The sequence below is a fragment of the Streptomyces sp. NBC_00775 genome, assembly GCF_036347135.1.
In the GTDB taxonomy this organism is placed as follows: Bacteria; Actinomycetota; Actinomycetes; order Streptomycetales; family Streptomycetaceae; genus Streptomyces; species Streptomyces lutosisoli.
On record NZ_CP108938.1, the window covers coordinates 3,330,985 to 3,354,781 of the forward strand.

At 70.0% G+C, this 23,797-nt stretch carries 21 protein-coding genes; 13 read left to right on the top strand and 8 right to left on the bottom strand.

The features are described from left to right. Positions 1-21: 21 nt before the first annotated feature. From OIC96_RS14740 to OIC96_RS14750, 3 genes are all read right to left on the bottom strand, one after another. On the bottom strand, positions 22-1,515 hold the full coding sequence (locus OIC96_RS14740; RefSeq protein ID WP_330307395.1) for an ATP-binding protein: 1,494 nt from the start codon (positions 1,513-1,515) through the stop codon (positions 22-24). 189 nt (positions 1,516-1,704) lie between these two features. Beyond that, positions 1,705-2,475 (bottom strand): DUF2127 domain-containing protein, encoded by a 771-nt coding sequence (locus OIC96_RS14745; protein WP_330307394.1) that lies wholly within the window; start codon positions 2,473-2,475, stop codon positions 1,705-1,707. Positions 2,476-2,584: 109 nt separating this feature from the next. Further along, positions 2,585-4,327 carry an MFS transporter gene (locus OIC96_RS14750; protein WP_330307393.1) on the bottom strand — a complete coding sequence of 581 codons (1,743 nt, stop codon included), beginning with the start codon at positions 4,325-4,327 and terminating at the stop codon, positions 2,585-2,587. 162 nt (positions 4,328-4,489) lie between these two features. On the opposite strand from OIC96_RS14750, the gene OIC96_RS14755 reads away from it, so the two are divergent. Continuing rightward, positions 4,490-5,098: a TetR/AcrR family transcriptional regulator gene (locus OIC96_RS14755; protein ID WP_330307392.1), complete on the top strand. Its 609-nt coding sequence runs from the start codon at positions 4,490-4,492 to the stop codon at positions 5,096-5,098. Between the two features lie 228 nt (positions 5,099-5,326). Here OIC96_RS14755 and OIC96_RS14760 read toward each other — a convergent pair whose 3' ends face one another. Next, positions 5,327-6,745, bottom strand: coding sequence for a cation:dicarboxylate symporter family transporter (locus OIC96_RS14760; RefSeq protein ID WP_330310291.1), 1,419 nt, complete (start codon positions 6,743-6,745; stop codon positions 5,327-5,329). Positions 6,746-6,916: 171 nt separating this feature from the next. On the opposite strand from OIC96_RS14760, the gene OIC96_RS14765 reads away from it, so the two are divergent. Then, positions 6,917-8,647 (top strand): sensor histidine kinase, encoded by a 1,731-nt coding sequence (locus tag OIC96_RS14765; RefSeq protein ID WP_330307391.1) that lies wholly within the window; start codon positions 6,917-6,919, stop codon positions 8,645-8,647. Then, on the top strand, positions 8,644-9,324 hold the full coding sequence (locus tag OIC96_RS14770) for a response regulator (protein ID WP_330307390.1): 681 nt from the start codon (positions 8,644-8,646) through the stop codon (positions 9,322-9,324). Before OIC96_RS14765 ends, OIC96_RS14770 begins: the two co-directional genes overlap by 4 nt. 9 nt (positions 9,325-9,333) lie before the next feature. Here OIC96_RS14770 and OIC96_RS14775 read toward each other — a convergent pair whose 3' ends face one another. Both OIC96_RS14775 and OIC96_RS14780 read right to left on the bottom strand, forming a co-directional pair. Then, positions 9,334-11,745, bottom strand: coding sequence for a tetratricopeptide repeat protein (locus tag OIC96_RS14775; RefSeq protein ID WP_330307389.1), 2,412 nt, complete (start codon positions 11,743-11,745; stop codon positions 9,334-9,336). Between the two features lie 97 nt (positions 11,746-11,842). Further along, entirely contained in the window at positions 11,843-12,382 is a 540-nt protein-coding gene (locus OIC96_RS14780) for a hypothetical protein (protein ID WP_330307388.1), read from the bottom strand. Between the two features lie 65 nt (positions 12,383-12,447). On the opposite strand from OIC96_RS14780, the gene OIC96_RS14785 reads away from it, so the two are divergent. Both OIC96_RS14785 and OIC96_RS14790 read left to right on the top strand, forming a co-directional pair. Beyond that, positions 12,448-13,356: a 5'-methylthioadenosine/S-adenosylhomocysteine nucleosidase gene (locus OIC96_RS14785; protein ID WP_330307387.1), complete on the top strand. Its 909-nt coding sequence runs from the start codon at positions 12,448-12,450 to the stop codon at positions 13,354-13,356. 163 nt (positions 13,357-13,519) lie between these two features. Continuing rightward, positions 13,520-15,430 carry a tetratricopeptide repeat protein gene (locus OIC96_RS14790; protein ID WP_330310290.1) on the top strand — a complete coding sequence of 637 codons (1,911 nt, stop codon included), beginning with the start codon at positions 13,520-13,522 and terminating at the stop codon, positions 15,428-15,430. Between the two features lie 8 nt (positions 15,431-15,438). On the opposite strand, the gene OIC96_RS14795 is transcribed toward OIC96_RS14790, so the two are convergent. After that, a complete protein-coding gene (locus tag OIC96_RS14795; RefSeq protein WP_330307386.1) occupies positions 15,439-15,939 on the bottom strand; it encodes an ATP-binding protein in 501 nt (166 codons plus the stop codon). 200 nt (positions 15,940-16,139) lie between these two features. Between OIC96_RS14795 and OIC96_RS14800 the strand changes: the two genes are divergently transcribed. Together OIC96_RS14800 and OIC96_RS14805 are read left to right on the top strand one after the other, a co-directional pair. Continuing rightward, positions 16,140-16,991 (top strand): helix-turn-helix domain-containing protein, encoded by an 852-nt coding sequence (locus OIC96_RS14800; RefSeq protein ID WP_330307385.1) that lies wholly within the window; start codon positions 16,140-16,142, stop codon positions 16,989-16,991. Positions 16,992-17,000: 9 nt separating this feature from the next. Further along, a complete protein-coding gene (locus tag OIC96_RS14805) occupies positions 17,001-17,192 on the top strand; it encodes a hypothetical protein (RefSeq protein WP_330307384.1) in 192 nt (63 codons plus the stop codon). Positions 17,193-17,212: 20 nt separating this feature from the next. Here the strand turns inward: OIC96_RS14805 and OIC96_RS14810 are convergent, their stop codons facing one another. Next, positions 17,213-17,542 (bottom strand): hypothetical protein, encoded by a 330-nt coding sequence (locus OIC96_RS14810; protein ID WP_330462126.1) that lies wholly within the window; start codon positions 17,540-17,542, stop codon positions 17,213-17,215. A gap of 317 nt (positions 17,543-17,859) precedes the next feature. On the opposite strand from OIC96_RS14810, the gene OIC96_RS14815 reads away from it, so the two are divergent. The 6 genes from OIC96_RS14815 to OIC96_RS14840 all read left to right on the top strand — a co-directional run bounded on the left by OIC96_RS14815 (position 17,860) and on the right by OIC96_RS14840 (position 23,770). After that, positions 17,860-19,230: an extracellular solute-binding protein gene (locus tag OIC96_RS14815; protein ID WP_330307382.1), complete on the top strand. Its 1,371-nt coding sequence runs from the start codon at positions 17,860-17,862 to the stop codon at positions 19,228-19,230. Positions 19,231-19,268: 38 nt separating this feature from the next. Continuing rightward, a complete protein-coding gene (locus tag OIC96_RS14820; RefSeq protein ID WP_330310289.1) occupies positions 19,269-20,162 on the top strand; it encodes a carbohydrate ABC transporter permease in 894 nt (297 codons plus the stop codon). 1 nt (position 20,163) lies between these two features. Further along, complete coding sequence (locus OIC96_RS14825) at positions 20,164-21,018, top strand: carbohydrate ABC transporter permease (RefSeq protein ID WP_330307381.1); 855 nt, start codon at positions 20,164-20,166, stop codon at positions 21,016-21,018. 117 nt (positions 21,019-21,135) lie between these two features. Then, positions 21,136-21,555 (top strand): MarR family transcriptional regulator, encoded by a 420-nt coding sequence (locus OIC96_RS14830; RefSeq protein WP_330310288.1) that lies wholly within the window; start codon positions 21,136-21,138, stop codon positions 21,553-21,555. 158 nt (positions 21,556-21,713) lie between these two features. After that, positions 21,714-22,703 carry a chitinase gene (locus OIC96_RS14835; protein WP_330307380.1) on the top strand — a complete coding sequence of 330 codons (990 nt, stop codon included), beginning with the start codon at positions 21,714-21,716 and terminating at the stop codon, positions 22,701-22,703. Between the two features lie 437 nt (positions 22,704-23,140). Further along, positions 23,141-23,770 (top strand): XRE family transcriptional regulator, encoded by a 630-nt coding sequence (locus tag OIC96_RS14840; RefSeq protein WP_406502284.1) that lies wholly within the window; start codon positions 23,141-23,143, stop codon positions 23,768-23,770. Positions 23,771-23,797: the final 27 nt, after the last annotated feature.

The following is a 23,797-nucleotide window of genomic DNA, read 5'->3' on the forward strand; positions in this document are numbered from 1 at the left end:
CCCTAGTCGTCACAACACTCCCTAGTCGTCGTCCCCTGTCGCGAGAGAGTCTTCGGCGTCCCCGTCGGGGTCCCGCACGCCCAGCAGCCGGCGCGTCAACCGGTCCCGGTCGGACAGCAGCTCATCCACCGCGGCCCGGAGGTCGTCCGGCTCCGTCCGCTCGGCCTCCCGTTCGGCCGCGATCAGCACGGCCCGTCGTACGAGCTCCTTGGTGAAGGACGCCGTCGTGCCCGCCGTGCGGGCGACGATCTCGTCGGTGAGGTCCTTGCCGAGGTCGAGGGAGGCGCCGTACAGGGCGAGGAGACGGGCGCGGCCCTCGGCGTCGGGTACGGGGATCTCGACGGCGAGGTCGACGCGGCCGGGGCGTTGGACGAGGGCGGGCTCCAGCAGGTCCGCGCGGTTGGTGGTGAGCAGGAAGGCGACGTCGGCGTCGTCGCCGAGGCCGTCCATCTCGTTCAGCACCTGGAAGAGCAGGGGCTGTTCGCCGCCGCCGTAGTCGCGGGCCTCGGCGATCAGATCGCAGTCCTCCAGGACGACGAGGGCGGGCTGGAGCATGCGTGCCAGGGCGCAGGCCGGGCCGATGGCGTCGATGCTCGTCCCGGCCAGCACCACGACCGTGAACTCCGGGAGGTGGGAGAGGAGATAGCGGATCGTGTGGGTCTTGCCGGTGCCGGGCGGGCCGTAGAGGAGAAGGCCGCGGCGCAGGTGCTGGCCCGCGGCGCGCAGGCGTTCACGGCGGCGCGCCACTCCGACCACCTGGCGCTCCACGCGTTCCAGGAGACCGTCCGGCAGCACGATCTCCTCACGGGAGAGACCGGGTCGGCGATGGAAGCGGAACGGTCCCAGGCCGTGGCCGAAGTCGGAGCCCTCGAAGGAGAGGACCTGGCCGCGGAAGATGTTGTGCGCGCGGACCAGAGCGTCGATCTCCGCCAGCAGCCGGTCCGCGAACTCCTTCTCCCGAGCGAGGACTTCGATCTCCACCTTGTTGCGCCCGTACTCGTCCGCCGGGCCGCGCAGCAGCACCGCGAACCGCTCGTCGCCCTCCTGGCCGAGGTAGAACCCGAAGGAGACACAGGCGAGTTCCTGGTCAGGGGAGATCGGCAGATGCGCGTAGTCGACCGCGCCGATCACGAACCGGTTGTACCGGTCGGCCGATTCGAGGATGTCGCCCAGCGTCAGGTCCCCATGATGGGAGGAGCCGCGCATGCCGATCAGTTCGTAGGAACGCCCCTCGGCCGCGAACCAGCGCTCCACCGCCAGATGCACATTGGGCAGGTCGTACGAGGGATACGCGGCCTTGACCACCGGCTGGTCCCCGGGTGCCGTGCCCAGATGCGCGCGCATCCGCTCGGCGAGATTCCGGCCGTCCGCGACCTGGGGCTTGGGCCGCGCGACGGCGTCGAGGAACTGGCTGAACAACTCGCCGACCTCCTCAAGAGACAGCGGTGAGCCCTGCCCCTCGGCGGCGAGCCGGGCCTTGAACTCCGCATTGCTGATGATCTCGGTCTCGCCCATGCCCGCCTCCGCGCTGTCCGGCCGCACTGTCCGGCCGACCACTCTGGCCTAGTTGTCCGGCCGACCACTCTGGTCTCCCAGCCTGGGACCGAACACGTAGGCCGGTCAAAGCATTTGGGACGGATGTCCCCGAACGTGTGCGTCAGACCGGCGGACAGCACCCCGATGTGCGTAAAGCGGACCGTCGGCCTACGCGTGGGCCGCGACCCCCGCCGACTCCTCCACCTCCAGCAGCGACGCGCTCTGCCGCTCCTCCTCGAACGCCTTGCGTCCGCCGCGCAGGCCGAACAGCCGCTTGGCGAGGGCGATGTAGAGCACCGCCAGGATGTTGAGGACCAGGGTGGCGATCTTCAAGTAGCTGACGTGCTCAGTGAGTTCGTAGATCTCCAGGGGCAGGAAGGCGGCGGTGGCGACGACCGTGAGGTACTCCGCCCAGCGCTTGGCGTACCAGAGTCCGCCCGCCTCGATGAGTTCGATCAGGGCGTACGCCAGCAGCAGCACGGCCACCAGCGTCAGGGTGGAGTGCTTGTAGCCGAAGGTCTTCTGGATGGTGCCGACCACGGGCGAGTGGTCGAGGTCGTAGTGGAAGTGCCTGAAGACCGGGCGAAGGACGTCGAGGTACTCGTCGAAGAGCCGGCGCACCGAGTCCTGGCTGTTGCTGAACTTCCACACGGCGGCCGCCACCAGCACGATGAACACGCCGCGCACGGCCCGCTCGATCGCCAGGAAGCGCAGGATGAACAGATCGCGCAGCACCTTGCCGCGCGGCACCAGCGGAGCCTCTTCCGCCGGGCCGGAACCATGCGGGTCGCCCAGCACGAAGTCACCGCAGCGCAGACAGCGCCATGCCTCGCCCAGGCTCGTCCCGGCACGCAGCCGCGCCCGCAGCTCCGACTCGTTCGGCGCGTACGTCACATGCCCGCGCCGCGCACATGTGCGCCGGTCCCAGTCGATCTTCATACTCCCGTGTCCTCCGCAGAACGTGCCGTGCCGTGCCGGTCAGTCCGGCACGGCACGGTAGTGCATGTTCTACGAGACGGTGGGCCGAGGGTCGCGGTTCCGGGGTCGGTCAGCGGGTGGCGCTGGCCGCGGGTTCGGGCTCTTCGGCTTCCGGGGCGTCCGACGCGTCGGGCTCGGGCTCGGGCTCGGGCTCGAACGTGTCCGTCACGTCGGCCTCGGGCTTGGCCTCCGCCGTACGGCCGTTCCGCGGCAGCAACACAGCCACCAGCACCGTCCCCACCCCCAGGATCACCGCACCGATGAGGCTGGTGTGCGCGACCGCGTCCGCGAAGGACGAGCCGACCGCGTCGGCCATCTGGTGGGCGCCCTGGGCGAGTTGGTCGGCCTGCGCCTTCACCTGCGCGGCCTTCTCCACATCCCCCGTCCGCGCGGCCTGCTCGGCGAGCTGCTGGGCCTTGTCTCCGATGCCCTGGGCGACCGCGTACCCCGCGCCCACCGAGTCCTGCGCCGTGGACAGGGCACCCGCCGGAAGCTTGCTGCCCGCGGTCGCGTCCGAGAGGTGCGAGGAGTACGAACTCGCCAGCACCGAACCGAGGATGGCGATACCGAGCGAGCCGCCGAGTTCCAGGGAGGTGTCGTTCACCGCGCCGCCGACGCCCAGATCGGACTCGGGGAACGCGCCCATGATGGCGTCCGTGCAGGGCGACAGCGCGAGCCCGATCGCGAGGCCCAGGATGACGAGGGGCAGGACGAAATCGCCGTACGACGATGACGCGTCCACCTGGGTGAGCAGCGCGAGCGCCGCCGTGCCGCCGACCATGCCCGCGGTGACCGTGATCTTCATGCCGATGCGCGGGGTGAGGTAGCCGGTGAGCGCCGAGCCGACGAAGACGGCCCCGGCGAGCGGCAGCATGCGCACTCCGGTGTCCAACGCGTCGTATCCGAGGACGAATTGGAGGTGCTGCGTGAGGTAGTAGAAGGCGCCGAAGACGGCCAGGAAGAACAGCGCGACGGCGAGGTTGGAGCCGGCGAAGCGGCGGTTCGCGAAGCGGCGTACGTCGATGACCGGGCGGGGGTGGCGCAGCTCCCACACCACGAAGAGCGCGAGGCCGACTCCCGCGACGACCGCGGCGGTCACGGCCTTGACACCCCAGCCGAAGTGCGGCCCTTCGATGATCATGTAGACCAGCGAGCCGATCCAGACCACGGACAGCAGACCACCCACGTAATCGATGCGGTGCTGATGCCCGGCCTTGGACGGCGGTACGAGCACGAGGGCGCCGATGATCGCGAGCGCGGCAATGGGCACGTTGATCAGGAACGTGGACGACCAGCCGTGGTGCTCCAGGAGCAGGCCCGCGACCAGCGGACCGGCGGCGATCGCGAGTCCGGCGGTGGCGGTCCACAGCACGATCGCCTTGGCCCGCTCCGCGCGCGGGAAGGTCGCGGCGAGCAGGGAGAGCGTGGCGGGCATGATCAGCGCGGCGCCGACGCCCATGACGGCACGGGCGGCGATCACCCCCGTGGAACTGCCGACGAGCGAGCCCGCGACGGCGCCTCCCCCGAAGACCACGAGTCCCAGAATGAGCGCCCCGCGCCGGCTGTACTTGTCGCCGATGGCGCCGAGCAGCAGCATCAGCGCGGCGTACGGGACGGTGTAGCCGTCGATGACCCACTGCAGGTCGGCGCTGGACAGCCCCAGGTCCTGGGTCATGTCCGGGGCCGCGACCGTGAGGGCGGTGTTCGCCATCACGATGATCAGCAGGCTCAGACAGAGGACCAGCAGCGCCCACCAGCGCCGGGCGTAGGGCCGGCCCATCCTCTCGACCGGTTCGTTCATGACGAGACGCATGGCTACGGTCGCCCTTCCTCGTTCGACGCGGCTTGCACAGTGGTGTGCAATTGCTCAACCATGTGCAATGTACGTGGTTGCACAGCACTGTGCAAACAGGGAGGGTGGGGGCCTGGCGGGCGGGAGACCGGCCGTCGGCGAAAGGCGGGCAGAATGGCAGCCATGACCACGGGTAACGCCAGCCGCGCGGATGTGAACCGCCGCCGCATCCTCGATGTCGCACTCGCCGAGCTGCTGCGCGACCCCGACGCGTCCATGGACCAGATCGCACGGGCCGCGGGCGTCGTACGGCGCACGGTGTACGGGCACTTCCGGAACCGCGAGGCCCTGGTCGGCGCCCTGACCGACGAGGCGGTCGAAACGGTCGCGGCGGCGCACGCGGCGGGCCGCGAGGGCGTCGAGGACCCGGCGGAGTCACTCGCCCGCTCGACCCTGGCCGTCTGGGAGATCGCCGACCGCTACCGGCTGCTGGTCGCGCTCGCGCAGCGCAGCGTCACCATGCAGGGCATCCGCGACCGCCTCGCGCCGGTCCGCGAGGCCTGCGCGGAGATCCTCCGGCGCGGCCTGGAGCAGGGCGTGTTCGAGTCCCCGCTGCCGCCGCGCGCCCTGGCGTACGTACACGAGCAGTCGCTGTTCGCCCTCATGGACGCGGTGAACGACGGCCTGCTGGCAGCGGAAGAGGCGGGCCGCTCCGCCGCGGTCACCATGCTGACCGCGGCGGGCGTACCCGCCTCTCGTGCCACCGAGCTGGTGGCGAAGCTGAGCGATTGAGCTTCCTCAGCTGGTTCTTCAGTTGCTTCTTCAGTGATGCACCGAGCGGCCAGGCCTACGGGGGAGTGACCCAGCCGCTCGGCGCCTTGAGGGCGTGCCCCGTTCAGGGAGGCACGCCCGGTCAAGTGGAGCGCCCCGTAAGGGGCGCGGGGAACTGCGCGACCAGCCACGACGTACCCGCAGCTTCCGAACGGTCCGCAGCTCCGAACCGCGCCCCCAGCGGAGCGCCTACGCCTTAGCCAGTTCCTTCTCGCCACCCTGCTCAGGCACCTCGGGCAGCTCAGCGGCAGCGTCCTCGTAGTCGTCCAGCAGCGTCTTCTCGTCGAAGGGCAGCTCACCGGCGAGAACCCGGCTCACCCGGTCCTTGTCGATCTCCTTCGTCCACGTGCCGATCAGGACCGTCGCCACCGCGTTGCCCGCGAAGTTCGTCAGGGCGCGCGCCTCGCTCATGAACCGGTCGATGCCGACGATGAGGCCGACACCGTCCACCAGGGCGGGCTTGTGCGACTGGAGACCACCGGCCAGGGTGGCGAGACCCGCGCCGCTGACACCCGCCGCGCCCTTCGAGGCGAGGAGGAGGAAGAGCAGGAGCGGGATCTGCTCGCCGATGGACATCGGGGTGCCCATGGCATCGGCGATGTAGAGCGACGCCATGGTCATGTAGATCATCGTGCCGTCGAGGTTGAAGGAGTAGCCGGTCGGGACGGTGATGCCGACCACCGGCTTGCTGACGCCCAGGTGCTCCATCTTCGCGATGAGCCGCGGCAGCGCGGACTCGGAGGAGGAGGTGGACAGGATCAGCAGGAACTCCCGGGCCAGGTACTTGAACAGCGAGAAGATGTTCAGCCCGGCGAAGGCGCGCAGCATCGCGGCGAGCACGATGAAGACGAACAGGAAGCAGGTCGCGTAGAAGCCGAGCATCAGCACGGCGAGGCTCTTGAGCGCGTCCACACCGGCCGAACCGACCACCGCGGCGATGGCACCGAAGGCACCGATCGGAGCGGCCCACATCACCATGGCGAGGATGCGGAAGACGAGCCGCTGGATGTGCTCGACACCGCGCAGCACCGGCTGGCCGACCGGCCCCATGGCCTGGAGAGCGAACCCGGCGAGCAGCGCGACGAGCAGGGTCTGCAGGACCTGGCCCTGGGTGAAGGCGGAGACGAAGGTCAGCGGGATGATCGACAGCACGAAGTCGACCGGCGGCAGCGCGTCGGCGGACACCTGGTCGTGCCCGGTCGCCTTGATCGCTTCGGTCAGGTGCATCCCGTCACCCGGGTGCAGGATGTTGCCGACGACGAGACCGATGGTGAGCGCGACGAGCGACATCACCGTGAAGTAGCCGAGCGCGATACCGCCGACCGCTCCGACCTTGGCGGCCTTCCGGACCGATCCGATTCCGAGCACGATCGTGCAGAAGATGATCGGCGAGATCATCATCTTGATCAGGTTCACGAAGCCCGTACCCAGGGGCTTGAGCTCGACCCCGGCGTCGGGCCAGATCAGTCCGACGGCGATACCGAGCGCCACCGCGACGATGACGGCGATGTACAGGTAATGGGTGCGATCCCGCTTCACAGCGGGTGCGGCAGGTGCGGTTCGGGGTGTGCTGGCCACGGCTGCCCTCCTTGACGACGTCGTCGGCATCATCCGGCGTGCGGCTCACGACCGGCGGAATCCCGGAGTGCGGCTCACGTCCGGGGGGGATCCGGGAGGCGTGGACTCCCGGGGGATGCGGTGACTATCTCCCGGCTTGTGAGGGCGGTCACCCTTCCGTTCATTTAGTTCACACTTATATGGAGAGGCAGACTGAACGACATGCGCCTTCCCCGCGTCCCGCGACCCCGCAGCCTGGCCGGCCAGCTCTTCGGCATGCAGGCCGTGCTGATCGCGGTCCTCGTCGCCGGGTACGCGCTCTTCACCTACGTCAGCGACCGCGGCCAGGCCGAGGACGCGGCGGCCAGCCGGGCCATGGCCGTCGCCCGCTCGGTCGCGGACGCCCCTTCCGTGCACGAGGCGATCCGCACCACGAACCCCACGAAGACCCTCCAGCCGTACGCCCTCCAGGTGCAGCGGGACACCGGCATCGACTTCGTGACGATCATGAACCCGCAGGGCATCCGCTGGACCCACCCCGACGAGAAACTGATCGGCAAGCACTTCCTCGGCCACATCGGCCCCGCCCTGAACGGCACGTCGTTCACGGAGACGTACACGGGCAGCCTCGGCGCGTCCATGCGTGCCGTCACCCCGGTCTACGACAACGGCCACATCGTCGGCCTGGTCAGCGCGGGCATCAAGGTCGAGGCGATCACCAAACGCGTCCAGGAGCAAGTGTCGGCCCTCGTCGGGGTCGCGGCGGGCGCCCTGGCGCTGGGCGGCCTCGGCACGTACGTCATCAACGCCCGGCTGCGCCGCTCCACGCACGGCCTGAACGCGGCCGAGCTCAGCCGTATGCACGACTACCACCAGGCCGCGCTGCACGCCGTGCGCGAGGGGCTGCTGATGCTGGACGGGCAGTTCCGGGTGGCGCTGATGAACGACGGCGGGCGGGAACTCCTCGGTGTGACGGACGACGTGGTCGGCCGCTCGGTGGCCGAACTCGGGCTGCCCGCACCGCTGACGGGCGCGCTGCTGTCGGCGGAGCCCCGGGTCGACGAGGTGCATCTCACCGCGTCGCGCGTCCTCGTCGTCAACACCTCACCGGTCACCGGCGGCGAACGCCGCGGCACGGTGGTGACCTTGCGCGACGTCACCGAACTCCAGTCATTGATGGGCGAGTTGGACTCGGAGCGCGGCTTCACCCAGGCGCTGCGCTCGCAGGCGCACGAGGCCGCGAACCGTCTGCACACGGTGGTGTCCCTCATCGAGCTGGGCCGCGCCGAGGAGGCCGTCGACTTCGCCACGGCGGAGCTGGAGCTGGCGCAGACGCTCACCGACCAGGTGATCTCGGCGGTCAGCGAACCGGTCCTCGCGGCGCTGCTGCTCGGCAAGGCCGCGCAGGCGAACGAGCGGGGCGTGGAGCTGGTGGTGTCCGACGACAGCGCCATCGACGACGGACTCCTCCCCGAGAGCCTTCCGGCCCGGGACCTGGTGACCGTCCTCGGCAACCTGATCGACAACGCGGTGGACGCGGCGCAGGGAACGGTGCGTGCGCGGGTCACGGTGACGGCGTTCACCGACGAGTCCGTCCTGGTACTGCGGGTCGCTGACACCGGCGCCGGGGTGGACCCGGCCCACGCCGAGCAGGTCTTCCAGCGCGGCTGGTCCACGAAACCGGCGGGACCCGGCGGCCGCGGCCTGGGCCTCGCCCTCGCCCGGCAGGCGGTGAGCCGCCACGAGGGCACGCTGACCGTGCGGGAGGCGTCCGGGGGCGGGGCGGAGTTCGAGGTGCGGCTGCCGTTGCCTACGGTGTCCTCGGCGCCGGCCGCGACACCGGCCTCCGTGTCGGGCGCGGCGGGGGACGCTGGCGCCGAGCCCGAGCCCACCCCGTCCGAGCCGGCCCCGCCCAAGCCTGCCCAGCACGCCTTGCCTGGAGGCGACGTATGACCGATCCCATCCGCGTACTCGTCGTCGAGGACGACCCGGTCGCCGCCGACGCGCACGTCATGTACGTCGGCCGGGTGCCCGGCTTCACGGCGGTCGGCAAGGCCCACACGGGAGCGGAGGCGCGCCGCGCCCTGGACCGTACGCCCGTAGATCTGCTCCTCCTGGACCTGCACCTGCCGGACGTGCACGGGCTGCAGCTCGCCCGCTCCCTGCGCGCCGCCGGGTATCACGCGGACGTGATCGCGGTGACGTCCGCGCGGGACCTGGCGGTCGTACGGGAGGGGGTCTCGCTCGGCGTCGTCCAGTACGTCCTGAAGCCGTTCACCTTCGCCACGTTGCGGGACCGGCTGGTGCGGTACGCCGAGTTCCATGCCTCGGTGGGCGAGGCGAGCGGGCAGGACGAGGTGGATCGGGCGCTGGCGACCTTGCGCGCCCCGGGACCGGCCGCTCTCCCGAAGGGCCTGAGCGCACCAACCCTGGAACGGGTCACCGTCGCCCTGAGGGATTGCGCCGAGGGCCTCACGGCGGCTGGAGTCGCCGAGGCGGTCGGCATCTCGCGGATCACGGCGCGGCGGTATCTGGAGCATCTGGTGGAGTCGGGGCGGGCGGCTCGGGCTCCGCAGTATGGGCAGGTGGGGCGGCCGGAGTTGCAGTATCGGTGGGTTCGGGGGGTTTGAGCGCGGGTGTTAGGTGGGCGTGGGGGTGCCTGGTGGGGGGTCATTGAGTTCGGCGGCCCGGGCGCGGGCTTCGGTGGCTCGGTCGGGGGCGTCGGCGCGGGTGAAGGCGTCGGCGGCCCGGAGCCAGTGGGCGCGGGCCTCGGCCGGGCGGCGGGTGTCCTCGTGCGCGAGCGCCAGGTTTACGAGGGCCCGGCCCGCGTTGTACCAGTCCTCAAAATCCTCCAAGGTCTCCCGGGCCTTGCCGAACGCCTCGATTGCCTCCCCTGTCCAGCCCACCTCATACAGGGCGTTGCCGAGGTTGATCCAAGCAACGGCCTCCCGGTGGCGGTCCTCCGCGGCCTGGTAGAGGACGCAGGCGCGGGTATGGGCCTCGACCGCCTCCCCCACCCGGCCCACCTCCCGCAGGACGAGGCCGAGGTTGTTCCACGCGCTGGCCTCGCTGTGGCGGTCCTCGGCGGCCTGGTACAGGTCGCGGGCGCGGGTGTGGGCCTCGATCGCCTCCCCCACCCGGCCCGCCAACTGCAGGGCGCCGCCTAGGTTGTTCCACGCAATGGCCTCCAGGCGGCGGTCCTCGACGGCCTGGTACAGGTCACGGGCGCGGGTGTGGACCTCGATCGCCTCCCCCACCCGGCCCACCTCACGCAGGGCGCTGCCGAGGTGGCTCCACGCGCCAGCCTCGCCGAGCCTGTTCCCGGCGCGGTGGGTGGCCTGCTGGGCGACACGGGAGATGGTGATCAAGTCGTCGAAGTACCGCCGCCAGTCCAGGTACACCGCCAGGCGCGCGGACAGCCGCACAGCCACATCCGCATACCGCTCCTCACGCGCCCACTGCACCGCCGCCACCAGTCCCGCCCGCTCCCCGTCCAGCCACGCCAGCGCCCGCCCCCGGTCCCCGAACCGCTCCGGCTCCGGCATCCCCGGCAGCCACCGCAACCGGTCATCGGCCGCGTCCGCCCACCGGTGGTAGAACTCCAGCACCCGCCCCCGCGCCGCCTCGCCCTCCCCCCTCAACCTCACATCCCCCGCCACCACACCCGCCCCATACGCCCGCACCAGGTCATGCAACCGCCACCGTCCTCGCCCACTCCCCCGCTCGACGAGGTGGGCCCGGGCCAGTGCCTTCAGGTCTCGTGCCGGAGGGGCATCGGCCCCGATCAGCGCGGCGACGACCTCGTCGCTGGCCTCCGGCCCCGGAGCGAGGGCGAGCAGGCGCAGCAGACGGGCCTGACTGGGCGACAGACGGCGGTAGGAGAGGTCGAAGGCGGCGCGGACGCTGCGGTCGCCGTCGTCGAGGTGGGCGAGACGGTCGTGGGACACGGCGAGTTCGTCGACGAGTTCCGTGACCGGCTTCTCCGGGTCCTCCGCCAGCAGCGCGGCCGCGATCTGCAAGGCCAACGGCAAGTGTCCGCAGAGGGCCGCGAGTCGCTCGGCCGCTTCGGCGTCATCCGTGACACGACTGTCATCGGGGTCGGCGATCCGCAGGGCGAGGTCGAGGAGTTCGTACGCGGCCTTGGGCGTGAGCTGGTCCAAGGGGACGAGCCGCGCGCCCAGTTGGGGCAATCGGTCGCGGGACGTGACCAGGACGCGGTGCCGGGCGTCACCGGGCAGCAGAGGGCGCACCTGGTCCGGCGACGACGCGTTGTCGGCCAGCACCAGCACCGCTCCGTCCTTCCTCGCGCGCTCGGCGAGTACCGAGCGGTAGAGAGCCACGCGGTCGTCCACCGTGGCAGGGATGTGTTCCGGCGGGACCCCAAGGGCCCGCAGCAGGGACTGGAGGGCTTGGTCGGCGGTGACGGGGTCCTCGTCGTAGCCGTGCAGGTCCACGAAGAGCGTCCCGCCCGGGAACCAGCCCTTCTCACACGCCAGATGGGCACTCTGGACGGCGAGCGCGGTCTTCCCGATGCCACCGAGTCCGGACACGGCGGCGACGAGCACCGCCGTGGGCTCCGGTGATCCCGTCGACCGGGGTACGGCCGGGTCCAGTGCGCGCAGCAGCGCGGCCGTCTCGTCGTCCCGGCCGGTGAAGCCGCCGGGCCTGGGCGGAAGGGAGGCCATGGCCTCGGGCGCGGCGGCACCGGTCACCTGGACGTTGATCTGTAAGCCGATCACCTCGCGCAGGAACAACCCGCCCCGGAAGTCGGTGTGATCGCCGCAGTACCAGGTGCCGCTGCCCGGCGTGTGCCGCTCCATCGCTGCCACGACGGCACGGGCCACCGTCCGATCGGCGGCGAGCAGCTCCGCCACCTTGTCGCCCCAGGCCCGCACCGCGTCCTGCCGCGCGGGATGGCACGCCGCTTCGGCGAGCGCCTGCGCGGACGCGCCCGCGCCCTGTGCTACCGCCCCCGCCAGGTCCTCGACTGCCCGGCGCCCGGCCTCCCCGCCCGCGCCCTCGGCCAGGGCCGCCAGCAACGCCACGTTCATGTGCCCGTCCCGCCCGTCCCACCGTCCCGGTCCGTACTGCCGACCCACTCGGAGCCGTCAGTGCGTCAACGGTACGGCGTCAGTGCGGAGTTCGGACCTACCTCGCGTACACCACGACCTGCGCCCCGAGCCCCGCCAACGCCAACGCCTCCACCACCGACAGCCCGACGAGCAGTCCGCCGCCGTCCCCGCTCGCCCAGAACACCACCAGCGCGGCCAGCGGGACGGCACAGAACGCCGTCAGGTCCACCACGCACTGAATGACCTTCCTGGGACCGCGCCGCGCGTCGCCACGGTGGGCGGTCTCCCAGCCGAAGGCGGCGAACCCACCGCCGGGATCGGCCAGCGCGGCCAGCTTCGGCCCCAACTCGCCGCGCACATAGGCCCCGATCGCGGAGATCTTCTCGTCGTTGACGAGGTAGGTCCACCCGAGCACCACGCACACGGGAGGCAGAGCGAGCAGCATGGACGCCTGCCCGGCCTGGGCAGCGGCGGCGATGACGGCGGCCACGACCCCGAGCGTGACGTACAGCAGGTTGTCGCGAAACCCGATCCGGGCCTTCTGCTCGTCCTTGACGCTCTGGTACTCGGCGAGCAGCAACTGCCCGACGGTAACGCCCTGTTCTGGCTCCGGCACTGAGTCCCGCCTCCCCCGTACCCAACACCCCACTCATGGCGGTGACTTGGCAGTACCTTAAACACGTGACCGTGCCACAGCCCACCGCAGCCATCGCCGTCATCCTCACGGCGCTCCCGGTGGAGTACGACGCCGTACGCGCCCACCTGACGGATACCGAGGAGCTCGTCCACCCCGACGGGACCCGGGCGGAGCGGGGCAGGCTCGACGGCACGTCCTGGAGTGTCGCGATTGCCGAGCTGGGCGAGGGGGCCCTGAACACCGCCGCGCTCACCACGCGGATCGTGGACTGGCTCGCCCCGGAGGCTTTGTTCTTCGTCGGGGTGGCGGGCGGGCTCAAGGACGACATCGAGATCGGTGACGTCGTGGTCGGTACGAAGGTGTACGCCATCCACGGCGGCAAGCAGACCCCGGACGGCTTCCAGGCGCGGCCCGAGGTCTGGCACGGCTCGCACCGGCTGGTGCAGGCGGCCCGTTCGGCGCTGCGGGACATGCCGGACGTACGAGCGCATCGCAAGCCGATCGCGGTGGGAGATGTCGTCCTGGCCGACGACAAGTCGGCGCTCGCCGCGCACATCCGGCACCACTACAACGACGCCTGTGCCATCGAGATGGAGGGCTCAGGCGCCGCCCATGCCGCCTATCTGAAGGGCCAGTTGGACACCCTCGTGATCCGGGGCATCAGCGACCGCGCCAACCCCGAGAAGCACAAGGCCGATGCCTCCGGCTCCCAGGAACTGGCCGCCAAGCAGGCGGCGGCGGTGGCCGTCGCCGTGCTCCGCAAGCACCTGCCGCGCCGCGACTCCGCCGGCGTCCCCGAGCCCCGTGACCCCCAGGAGGGTCCCCAACGAGGCGATGACGGCGGGGCCACCTACGGCGGCGACCACATCGACTTCCGCGGCGGCACCTTCCACGGGCCTGTCACCGGAAAGTCGGTCGGGCGACGACGGGACGACGACCACCCGCGAGGGTAAGGGCACCGTCCACGGCCCGGTGCCGGTCGCGACCACCACACTCCCACCCCGGCCCCTCGGATTCACCGGCCGATCAGCCGAGTTGGGCCGGTTGCTCCCCCATCTCGCGCCCGCCGAGGTCGAGGAGACGGCGCTCCCCCTCCTCATCTTCGCCGTCACCGGCATGGGCGGCATCGGCAAGACGGCACTCGCGGTCGAGGCGGGCCACCAGGCTCGCACGCAGGGCTGGTTCCCCGGCGGCACGCTGTTCGTAGACCTGCGCGGTTACGACGACAACCCGGTCACGGCGGACCAGGCGATTCTGGCTCTGCTCGACGCGCTCGGCGTACGAGGTCCGGATCTCCCGCCGACGACGGCACGCCAGTACGACGCCTACCGCGCCCTCCTCGCCGAGCGGAGGGACCGGATGCTGCTGATCCTGGACAACGCCTCGGCCGCGTCCCAGTTCCTCCCCCTCCTGCCCGGCACGGACCACCACCGCGTACTGATCACCTCCCGGGACCGCCCGTACGCCCTCCCCGTACGCCTCATCGACCTCGAAGCCCTCACTCCGGACGAGTCCGCCGCCCTCGTGACCCGCGCCTTGCACGACGCCGACGAACGCGACGACCGCCCGACCCGCGAACCGGCCGCTCTCCGCCAACTGACCGACCTGTGCGGCCACTTGCCCCTCGCACTCCAGATCGCCGCGGCGATGCTCCGCCGGCGCCGCCACCGTGACATCGCCTCACTGCTGAGCGAGATCGCGGAGACCGGGGACGCCACGACCGTCCTCGACAACGGCAGCCCGGGCACGGACCTGTACGGCCGCTCACTGGCCTTACGGCCTGTGCTGGAGACCTCGTACCGCCGACTGCCGCCGGACCAGGCACGGCTGCTGCGGCTGCTTGCCCTCGCGCCCGGGGCGGAGACCGGAACGGAAGCCGTCGCAGCCCTGGCCGACCTCGACGCGCGGGCCGCCCTGTCCCTGCTGGAGGATCTCGCCGCTACCCACCTGGTTACACCGGTGTGCAGTGGGGAGGGCTCGGATTCCGCTGTGCGGTGGCGGTTGCATGACCTTGTGCGGGCCTATGGGGCGGGTGTGGTGGCGGGGGATGTGAGGTTGAAGGGGGAGGGGGAGGCGGCGCGGGAGCGGGTGTTGGAGTTCTACTTCCTGTGGGCGGTTGCGGCCGATGGCCGGTTGCGGTGGCTGCCGGGGATGCCGGAGCCAGAGCGGTTCGGCGATCGGGGGCGGGCGCTGGCGTGGCTTGACGGGGAGTGGGCGGGGCTGGTTGCGGCGGCGCAGTGGGCGCGGGAGGAGCGGTACGCGGCTACGGCGGTGCGGCTGTCCGCGTACCTGGCGGAGTACCTGAACTGGCGGCGGTACTTCGACGACAAGATCACGATCTCCCGTGTCGCCCAGCAGGCCACTCACCGTGCTGGGGACGGACTCGGCGAGGCCGGTGCGTGGATCAGCCTCGGCAACGCCCTGCGGGAGGCGGGCCGGACAGAGGAGGCGATCGAGGCCCACACCCGCGCCCGCGACCTGTCCCAGGCCGCCGAGGACCGCCAGCGGGAGGCCATCGCGTGGACCGGCCTCGGCCTGAACCTGCGGGAGGCGGGCCGGACGGAGGAGCCGATCGAGGCCCACACCCGCGCCCGCGACCTCTACCAGGCCGCCGAGGACCGCCACCGCGAGGCCGGCGCGTGGAACAACCTCGGCATCACCCTGTGGGAGGTGGGCCGGACGGAGGAGGCGATCGAGGCCCACACCCGCGCCCGCGACCTCTACCAGGCCGCCGAGGACCGCCACCGCGAGGCCGGCGCGTGGAACAACCTCGGCAACGCCCTGCAGGAGGCGGGTCGGACAGGGGAGGCAATCGAGGCGTACGGCAAGGCCCTGGAGACCTACGAGGAATTTGAGGACTGGTACAACGCGGGCCAGGTCCTCGAAAACCTGGCCATCGCCGACGAGACCGCCCAACGCCGGGCCGAGGCCCGCACACACTGGCTTCAGGCCGCCGACACCTTCACCCGCGCCGACGCCCCCGACCGAGCCACCCAAGCCAGCACCCAGGCCGAGCGCCTGACATAGCCCCGCCCTCACCCCACCCCCACATATCCCCGAGCCCCCCACCCCGGCAGCACCGCCCACATCCGCGTCCCGCCCCCGGGCTCCCGCGCCTCCCCGAACCCCCACTCCCCCTCACACGCCCGCACCACACACCCCAGCACCCGCAGCGCCGCCCGCCGCCGCGCATCACAGGCGGCGACGAGGCGGGGATGGACGTGCCGGGGGTGTCCGTCGTACAGGATCACGCGCAACGCGCCCTCCCGGTACCGCAGCGACATATACACCTCGACATCGGGCGTGAACCGACAGGCACACGCGGCCAGTTCGGCCACCACCTGCACGGCCGCGTCCGTCATGTCGTCCAGTCCGTGCGTCTGGAGGACGACGCGGGTCGCCGCGCGTGCGACGCGTGAACTCGCCGGTCCGGCAGGCAGCGTGAAGCTGTAGGCGAGAGTGTCGGGGGACGGCGGCGGTGTCTTCTCCAGGTCGGTGGAGAGGGGGCAGGCCGATACGGCAACGGTTGTGGACATGAGCAACTCCCTTGGGTGAGAACGCGGGCAGGCTCGCGCGACGCGCTTCCGGCCACGTCGGACCGTAAGCAACTCGTCACCGACTGTAGAGCTTGAAGTAGCACGTGTGCCACATGCTTGCGTGCATTGCCTCCACGAGCTGGACCGGTACGTCACTGACGGTGCAAACTGGCCCCGACCAAGCGGGGAGGAAGGTGTCAATGCCGACACGGCCAGCGCCGACGGAACGTCAGAAGCGCCTGGGCGCAGAGCTGCGCAAGATGCGGCTCGCCGCCGGCCAGACCACGGAGTACGCCGCCGGATTGCTCGGGCTGGACCGTACGAAGGTGTCCAACATGGAGTCGGGCATCCGGGCAACCACTCCCGAGCGGATTCGGATACTCGCCGGCAACTATGACTGCGCGGACGAGGCGTACATCGAGGCCCTGGTCGCCATGGCCGATCTGCGCAAGCGGGGCTGGTGGGCCCACTTCAAGGGGATCCTCCCCCAAGGTCTTCTGGATGTAGCCGAGTTGGAGTGGTTCGCCTCTCGACTGCGCAGTTACCAGACCGTGCACATCCCCGGACTACTTCAACTCGGCGAATACGCCCGCGCCGTCTTCGGCGCCGTGCTCCCCGCGCTACCCCAGTCGGAGGTGGAGGTACGCGTACTGCAGCGGATGCAGCGGCAACAGGTCCTGGACCGTGACAACCCCGTCGACTACATCGCGTACATCCACGAGTGGGCTCTGCGCATGCGGTTCGGCGGACGCCGCGCGACCCGGGAGCAGCTCCTGCACCTGTGCGAGTCGTCCGAGCGCGACAACATCGAGGTGCGCGTCCTCACCGTCGACGCCGGGGCGTTCCCCGGCGCCGGACACGCGGTCCTGTACGCCGACGGCGCCGTACCCCAACTGGACACCGTGCAGCTGGACTCCGCGCATGGCGGCGAGTTCACCCACGCCGAGGCGCAGCTCGCCAAGTACCGGACCCACATGGAATGGTGGCGTGCCCACACACTCGGACCGCAAGAGACACGCGACCTCATCCACGGCATCGCCCACGAGCTGTAAGGACACCCCATGGCCGAGATCACCTGGGAAGAGCCCTTCTGCGGCGAAGGAAACAACTGCTTCCGCATAGGCACCGACCCAGAAGGCAACGCCTACATCGCCATCGCCGGACAGGAAGACCACTACCTCACCGACACCCGCGAAGCCCTCCGCACCCTCATCCGCGACATCAAGGCAGGAAGGGCGGACCACCTCCTGTAACCCCAGAGGGACACACGCGGCTAACCCCAGCGGCGAGCAACCGGCAAGCGAGTGATCCCAACAAAGACCACGAACGCCACCAGGCTCCCGACGGCGAGAGCGGGATAGTCGGCCCAGTCCGGATCAGCCGGGGCGGGGGTCCCGGCCCGTACGAGCCGCGCGGTACCCCACCCGGCCAGCAGCCCCACAACGAAGGCCGGCCACCGATACCGCACCCCGTCGGTCACGTCGTCCGTCAATGCCGACACCGTGCCCACAAAGATCAGCACCACCACCATGTCCCCCCAGCCGACGGCGGCGGCCCCCGCCGCGACGGCGACACAGGCAGCCCAGACCCGTGCCAGCGGCATGATCGGCGCGGCGCCTCGCGAAGCCCCCCGCGGAAGCCAGAAGAACCGGCGCACACGCTCAGCAAATCCACGTGCCTTGTCGTCCGACGTCATGTCGCCGCCCCCTGCCGTGATGACGTACTCGACCGTGATGACGTACTACTCGACCCGCATGAGGTGGACTCGCGGCAGCGGTCGATGGTTGCGCGTGCCGCCTTCACCCCAGGACGGCCAACTCCCAACCCCTGCAAGGTCATTGACCTGACTAGACCACTCCTCTTACGTTCACCGGGCAGACAACTCGACTCGGCCACAACGACGTAGGCCAGTAGGAGGTCGTGCCCGTGCGCCCCACCGCCGCCCCACTTCTCCTCGCAACGCTGCTCGCCGCCACCGCGCTCACCGCATGCGGCTCGGGTTCCGGAAGTGATCCGGACACCGTGAAGATCTCTTTCAAGCAGTCGACGGACAACTCGATCAAGGTCATGGACACCTACCTGGCCGACGTCAAGAAGCAGTTCGAGAAGGCGAACCCCGGTAAGAAGGTCGAGCTGGTGCCGATCAAGGCCCCGGACTCCGAGTACTACGTCAAACTCCAGCAGATGCTGAGGTCGCCCAAGACGGCCCCCGACCTGGTCTACGAGGACACGTTCCTCATCAACTCGGACATCACCAGCGGATACCTGAAGCCCCTCGACCCGTATCTCGACAAGTGGCAGGACTGGGACCGGTTCATCGACACCGCCAAGGCGGCGGCCAAGGCCCAGGACGGGAAGACGTACGGCGTCCCGGACGGGACGGACACCCGGGGGCTCTGGTTCGACAAGGACATCTTCAAGAAGGCCGGTCTGCCCGGTGACTGGCAGCCGAAGACGTGGGACGACGTCCTCGCCGCCGCCCGCACCATCAAGGAGAAGGTCCCCGGCGTCACACCGCTGAACGTCTACACGGGTAAGCCCGCCGGCGAGGCCGCCACCATGCAGGGCTTCGAAATGCTGCTGTACGGGACCGGTGACGGGACCACGGACCCGCTGTACGACACCGCCACCAAGAAGTGGATCGCCGGGAGCCAGGGCTTCAAGGACGCCCTCACCTTCGTGGAGACCGTCTACAAGGAGAAGCTCGGCCTCGACGTCGCCGATGCCCTCGACCCCAACATCCAGACGAGGATCCGCGGTGAGCTGCTGCCCAAGGGCAAGCTCGGCATCGACCTCGACGGCAGCTGGCTCCCGCAGGACTGGCTGAAGGGCTCGGGGCACGAATGGCCCCAGTGGTCGCAGAAGCTGGGCCTCGCCTACATGCCCACCCAGCACGGCCAGGCCCCCGGCAAGGTGAGCATGTCCGGCGGCTGGACCTGGTCGATCCCGGCCAAGGCCCACAACCCCGACCTGGCCTTCAAGTTCATCGAGGCGATGCAGACCAAGGCCAACGCCCAGAAGTGGTACGTCGCCAACTCCGGTATCGCGGTCCGCGAGGACGTCGCCGCCGACCCCGCGTACGTGAAGGCGCAGCCCGGCATCAAGTTCTTCACGGATCTGGTCGCGAGCACGCACTACCGGCCCGCGTACCCGGCGTATCCGAAGGTCTCGACCGCCATCCAGGAGGCCATGGAGGGCGTGACGACGGGCGACAGTTCGGTCGGCAAGGCGGCGAGCGGCTACGACGAGGAGCTGAAGACGGCCACCGACAACCAAGTGATCAAGAAGTGAGCGTCGGCACGCGGACGGCGTCCTCCCCGGTCCGCCCGGTGGGCACGAAGGTCGCCCCGCCCCGCCGGGGAGGCCTCCTGCGCTCCCTCACCCGCGCGCTTCCGCTCGCCCCGGCCGTCGTCCTGCTGCTCCTGTTCCTCGCGGGCCCGATCGCCTACTGCGCGTACATCGCCTTCACCGACCTCCAGTTGACGGGCCAGGCCCACTCGTCCTTCGTCGGCCTCGACAACTTCCGTACGGCATTCAAGGACGACGCGTTCCGCAACGCCGTCTGGCTGACCCTCGTCTTCACGGTGTTGTCCTCGCTGGTCGGCCAGAACACGCTGGGCCTGGCGCTGGCCTCGCTGATGCAGCGCGCGTCGAAGCCGGTCCGCACGCTGGTCGGCGGGATCGTGATCACGGCGTGGGTCCTGCCGGAGGTGGTCGCGGGCTTCCTGCTGTACGCCTTCTTCCGCCGCGAGGGGACACTGAACGCCATCCTGGACTGGCTCCATCTCCCCTCCCAGAACTGGATGTTCACGCTGCCGATCCTGGCGGTGTCGTTCGCGAATGTCTGGCGGGGCACGGCGTTCTCGATGCTGGTCTATTCGGCGGCCCTGAACGAGATCCCGAAGGAGATCACGGAGGCGGCGGAGGTCGACGGCGCGGGCGGCTGGCGGCGCCTGTGGCACATCACGCTGCCGATGATCAGGCGTTCCATCGGCACGAATCTGATGCTCAACACGCTGCAGACGCTGTCCGTCTTCGGCCTGATCTGGGTGATGACGCGCGGCGGCCCGGGAAATCGCAGCCAGACCCTCCCCCTCTTCATGTACGAACAGGCCTTCCAGAAAAGCATGATCGGGTACGGAACGGCGGTGGCGCTGCTCCTCCTGGTGGTCGGCTCGCTGTTCTCGGTGGTCTATATGCGACTGCTGCGAACGGAGGTGTGAGATGGCCCTGTCGACTCGGGGTACGCCGTTCAGGTCCCGCCGTACGGGGCGACGTCTGGCGGCGGATGCCGGACTCCTGGCCCTGGCGGCCGCGTTCGCGCTGCCGCTCGCCTGGGTGGTCCTGTCGGCCCTGGACGCGCACGCCGGCCTGACGGTGAAGGTGCCGGACGGTGTCACCCTCGCCAACTTCGACGCCGTACTGAAGCCGGACATCACCTTCACCCCGATGCTCAACAGCCTGATCCTGTGCGGGGGCGGAACGCTGCTGACGGTGGTGTGCGCGGCACTGGCGGCGTATCCCCTGTCGCGATTCCGCTCGCGCCTGAACCGCCCGTTCCTCCTGACGATCCTCTTCGCGACGAGCCTGCCGATCACGGCGATCATGGTGCCGGTGTACGCGCTGTTCGTGCGGGTCAATCTGATCGACACCATGCAGGGCACGATCTTCTTCTTCGCGGCCTCCCAACTTCCCTTCGCCATCTGGCTGATGAAGAACTTCATGGACGGTGTGCCGAAGGAGCTGGAGGAGGCGGCCTGGACGGACGGGGCGTCGTCCTTCCAGTCACTGGTACGGATCGTGCTGCCGCTGATGGGACCGGGCGTGGCCGTGGTGACGGTCTTCTCCTTCGTGATGATGTGGGGGAACTTCTTCGTCCCGTTCATGCTGCTGCTGACACCGGACCAGATGCCGGCGTCCGTGAGCATCAATGAGTTCTTCGGGAATCGGGGAATGGTGGTGTACGGGCAACTGGCGGCGTTCTCGGTCATCTACTCGACGCCGGTGCTGCTTCTGTACGTGCTGATCGCCCGGCGGCTGGGGGGCGGGTTTGCGCTGGGCGGCGCGGTCAAGGGATGACTACTGCGCGAGTACTGCGTGACTGCTGTTGACTGCTGCCGACTGCTGACTGCTGCTCACTACTGCGGGGAGGGGACCGGTGTGGACAAGCCCACGCACCTGATCGAGTTCGAGACGATGGTGCTCGGGCGGCATCTCAGCCTGACCGCCCCGCGGCCCCGGCGTGGCGGCGGTCTGCTGGACCGCAGCGCGTACACCCTGCTCAGCCGGCTCAGCGTGGAAGGCCCGATGTCCATCGGCGGGCTCAGCGAGGCCTTCGGCCTGGACACGTCCACGCTCAACCGCCAGACCGCGGCCATGCTCCGTAGCGGCCTGGTCGAGCGCATTCCGGACCCCGGCGGCGGCATCGCTCGCAGGTTCCGCGTCACGAGCGAGGGCGAGCGCAGCCTTGCGGCGGCGCGGGCCGAGAACGTCGGCGGCCTGGAGAAGGTGATGGCGGGCTGGGAGCCGGAGGAGGCCGCCGCGTTGGCCGCGTATCTCAAGCGGTTCAACATGGATGTGGAGCGCCTGGACGGGCGCCCGTGGCCGAGAACTTGACGCTAAGACCGGTTCTGACCGCGACGCCGCTCGACGCCGCTCAACGCCCTGCCGCTCACCACTCACCACTCACCACTCATTCACTTCTCACCCGCCTGAGAAGGAACTCATGATCCACACCTTGGTGTGACCATGCCGCTTAACTAGCTTTTACCCGCATGAGCCACAGACCCCTCGCCACCATGGCGGCCACCGCACTCGCTGCCGGCTGCCTCTGGTTCGCCACGGCCCCGGAAGGCGAGGCGGCATCATCCACGACCCTCGCCGGCGGACTCAACGGCCCCTACCTGTACCTCGGCTGGGGCGACCCGCCCTCCCCCACCAAGGTCATGTCGGCCACCGGCATCACCCAGTTCACCCTCGCCTTCATGCTCTCGGACGGGACCTGCACGCCGAAGTGGGACGGTGAGCGCCGGCTGACGGGCGGGACCGACGCGGCTGCCATCAAGGCCATCCGGAAGGCCGGCGGCGATGTCACCGTGTCGTTCGGCGGGGCCGGCGGCGCCAAGCTCGGGGAGAAGTGCGGGTCTGTCGCCGCGCTCGCCGCCGCGTATCAGAAGGTCGTCGACGCCTACGACCTCGGCTCTATCGACATCGACATCGAGGGGACCGAGTTCACGAAGTCCTCCGTGCGCAAGCGGGTCGTCGGCGCGCTCAAGACCGTCAAGGCGAAGAATCCCGATCTGAAGGTGTACGTCACCTTCGGCAGTGGGCCCGAGGGGCCGGGCACGGTCGGCACGGACCTGGTTCGGCGTGCTGCGGCCAAGCGGCTGGAGGTCGATGGCTGGGCCGTGATGCCGTTCGACTTCGAGCAGGGGGAGACCGACATGGTGGCGGCCACCAAGTCCGCGGTGAAGGGGCTGAAGGATGTGGTCGCCGATGCGTACGGGATTTCTTCGGGGGCCGCGTATCGCGAGGTCGGGTTCTCCACGATGAACGGTGTGACCGACTCGGACGGAGAAACCGTCACGGTCGCCGGCTTCAAGGCGATGGTGACGTACGCGAAGAAGCACCACCTCGCGCGCGTTTCCCTCTGGTCCGTGAACCGCGACCGGTCCTGCGCCGCCGGCAGCGAGGCCGACGAGTGCAGCGGCATCAACCAGTCGAAGTACGCCTTCACAAAAACCCTGGCCACCTACACCGGCTGACACCCACCGCCGGTTTTTCGCCCCCGCCGTTCCTGGGGGCTGCGCTCCCAGACCCCCCTCACAGATTGCGCCACAGTCGTCTGCGGGCCGGCGGGGGTTGCTCACGCAGTTCCCCGCGCCCCTTTTAGGGGCGCGGGGAACTGCGCAATCTTTTGCACCAGCCCCCACCCACCCGAACCCGACACACAACCCAACGGGGTCGAAGGGGCAGAGCCCCTGGGGATGGGACGGGTAGGGGCGGCGGGGGCGAAAAACCACACCCGAACCCGGCCCGCGGCCGGAACCGTATGTTCCTACAATCTGTAATTGTGGCCGAACAGACCGTAGTCACCGCTGCCCCGGACCCATACTTTGTGCGCGTGCAGCAACCGCAAGCCCATCAGCCCACCCCGCCCTTCAACGCCCCCGCCGCCCGCAAACTGCGCGCGGCGCTCGGAATGGGGCCCGAGCACGTCGCGTACGGGATGAGAGCCTCATACGGGCTGCCGTACGTCACACCCGACCTCGTGGCCGCCTGGGAACGCGGCATCACCGCCCCGAGCGGCCCGGAACTCACGGCCCTCGCCGGAGTCCTGTGGTGCTCCCCGGGCGAACTCATCGGCGCCCCCCGCACCCTGCGCGAGCACCGCGTCGCCCGCGGCCTCGCCCCGGAGGACGTCGCCCGCACCGTAGGCCTCGAACTCCTCGCGTACCAGCGGATGGAGGAGTCCGACGAGTGGCGTGGCAACGAACGGCAGTCGGCCATGCTCGCCGACGTCCTCGACCTCTCGCTGCCCGACTTCATCACGGTGACGGGGCGCAACGACAAGCTCGCGGAGCTGCTGCGCAGCGCGATGACGACGCGCTGGCAGGCGTATGTGCGGCCGGTCGCCAAGATGGTGCCCCTGGACCGGCACCTCCTGGAGAACGTCCTGGAGGAGATGCACACGGACTACCAGGGGCAGATGGTCGCCACCCTGAGCTGGGGCGGCGGCTCGGCGGCCGCCGACTCCAGCGAGTCCGGCCGGGACTTCCTCGACCGGATCGTCGATCACTTTTGGTCGATGGTCCAAAGAAGCACGTACTAGTACGCACTAGATACGCACTAGTAGCCG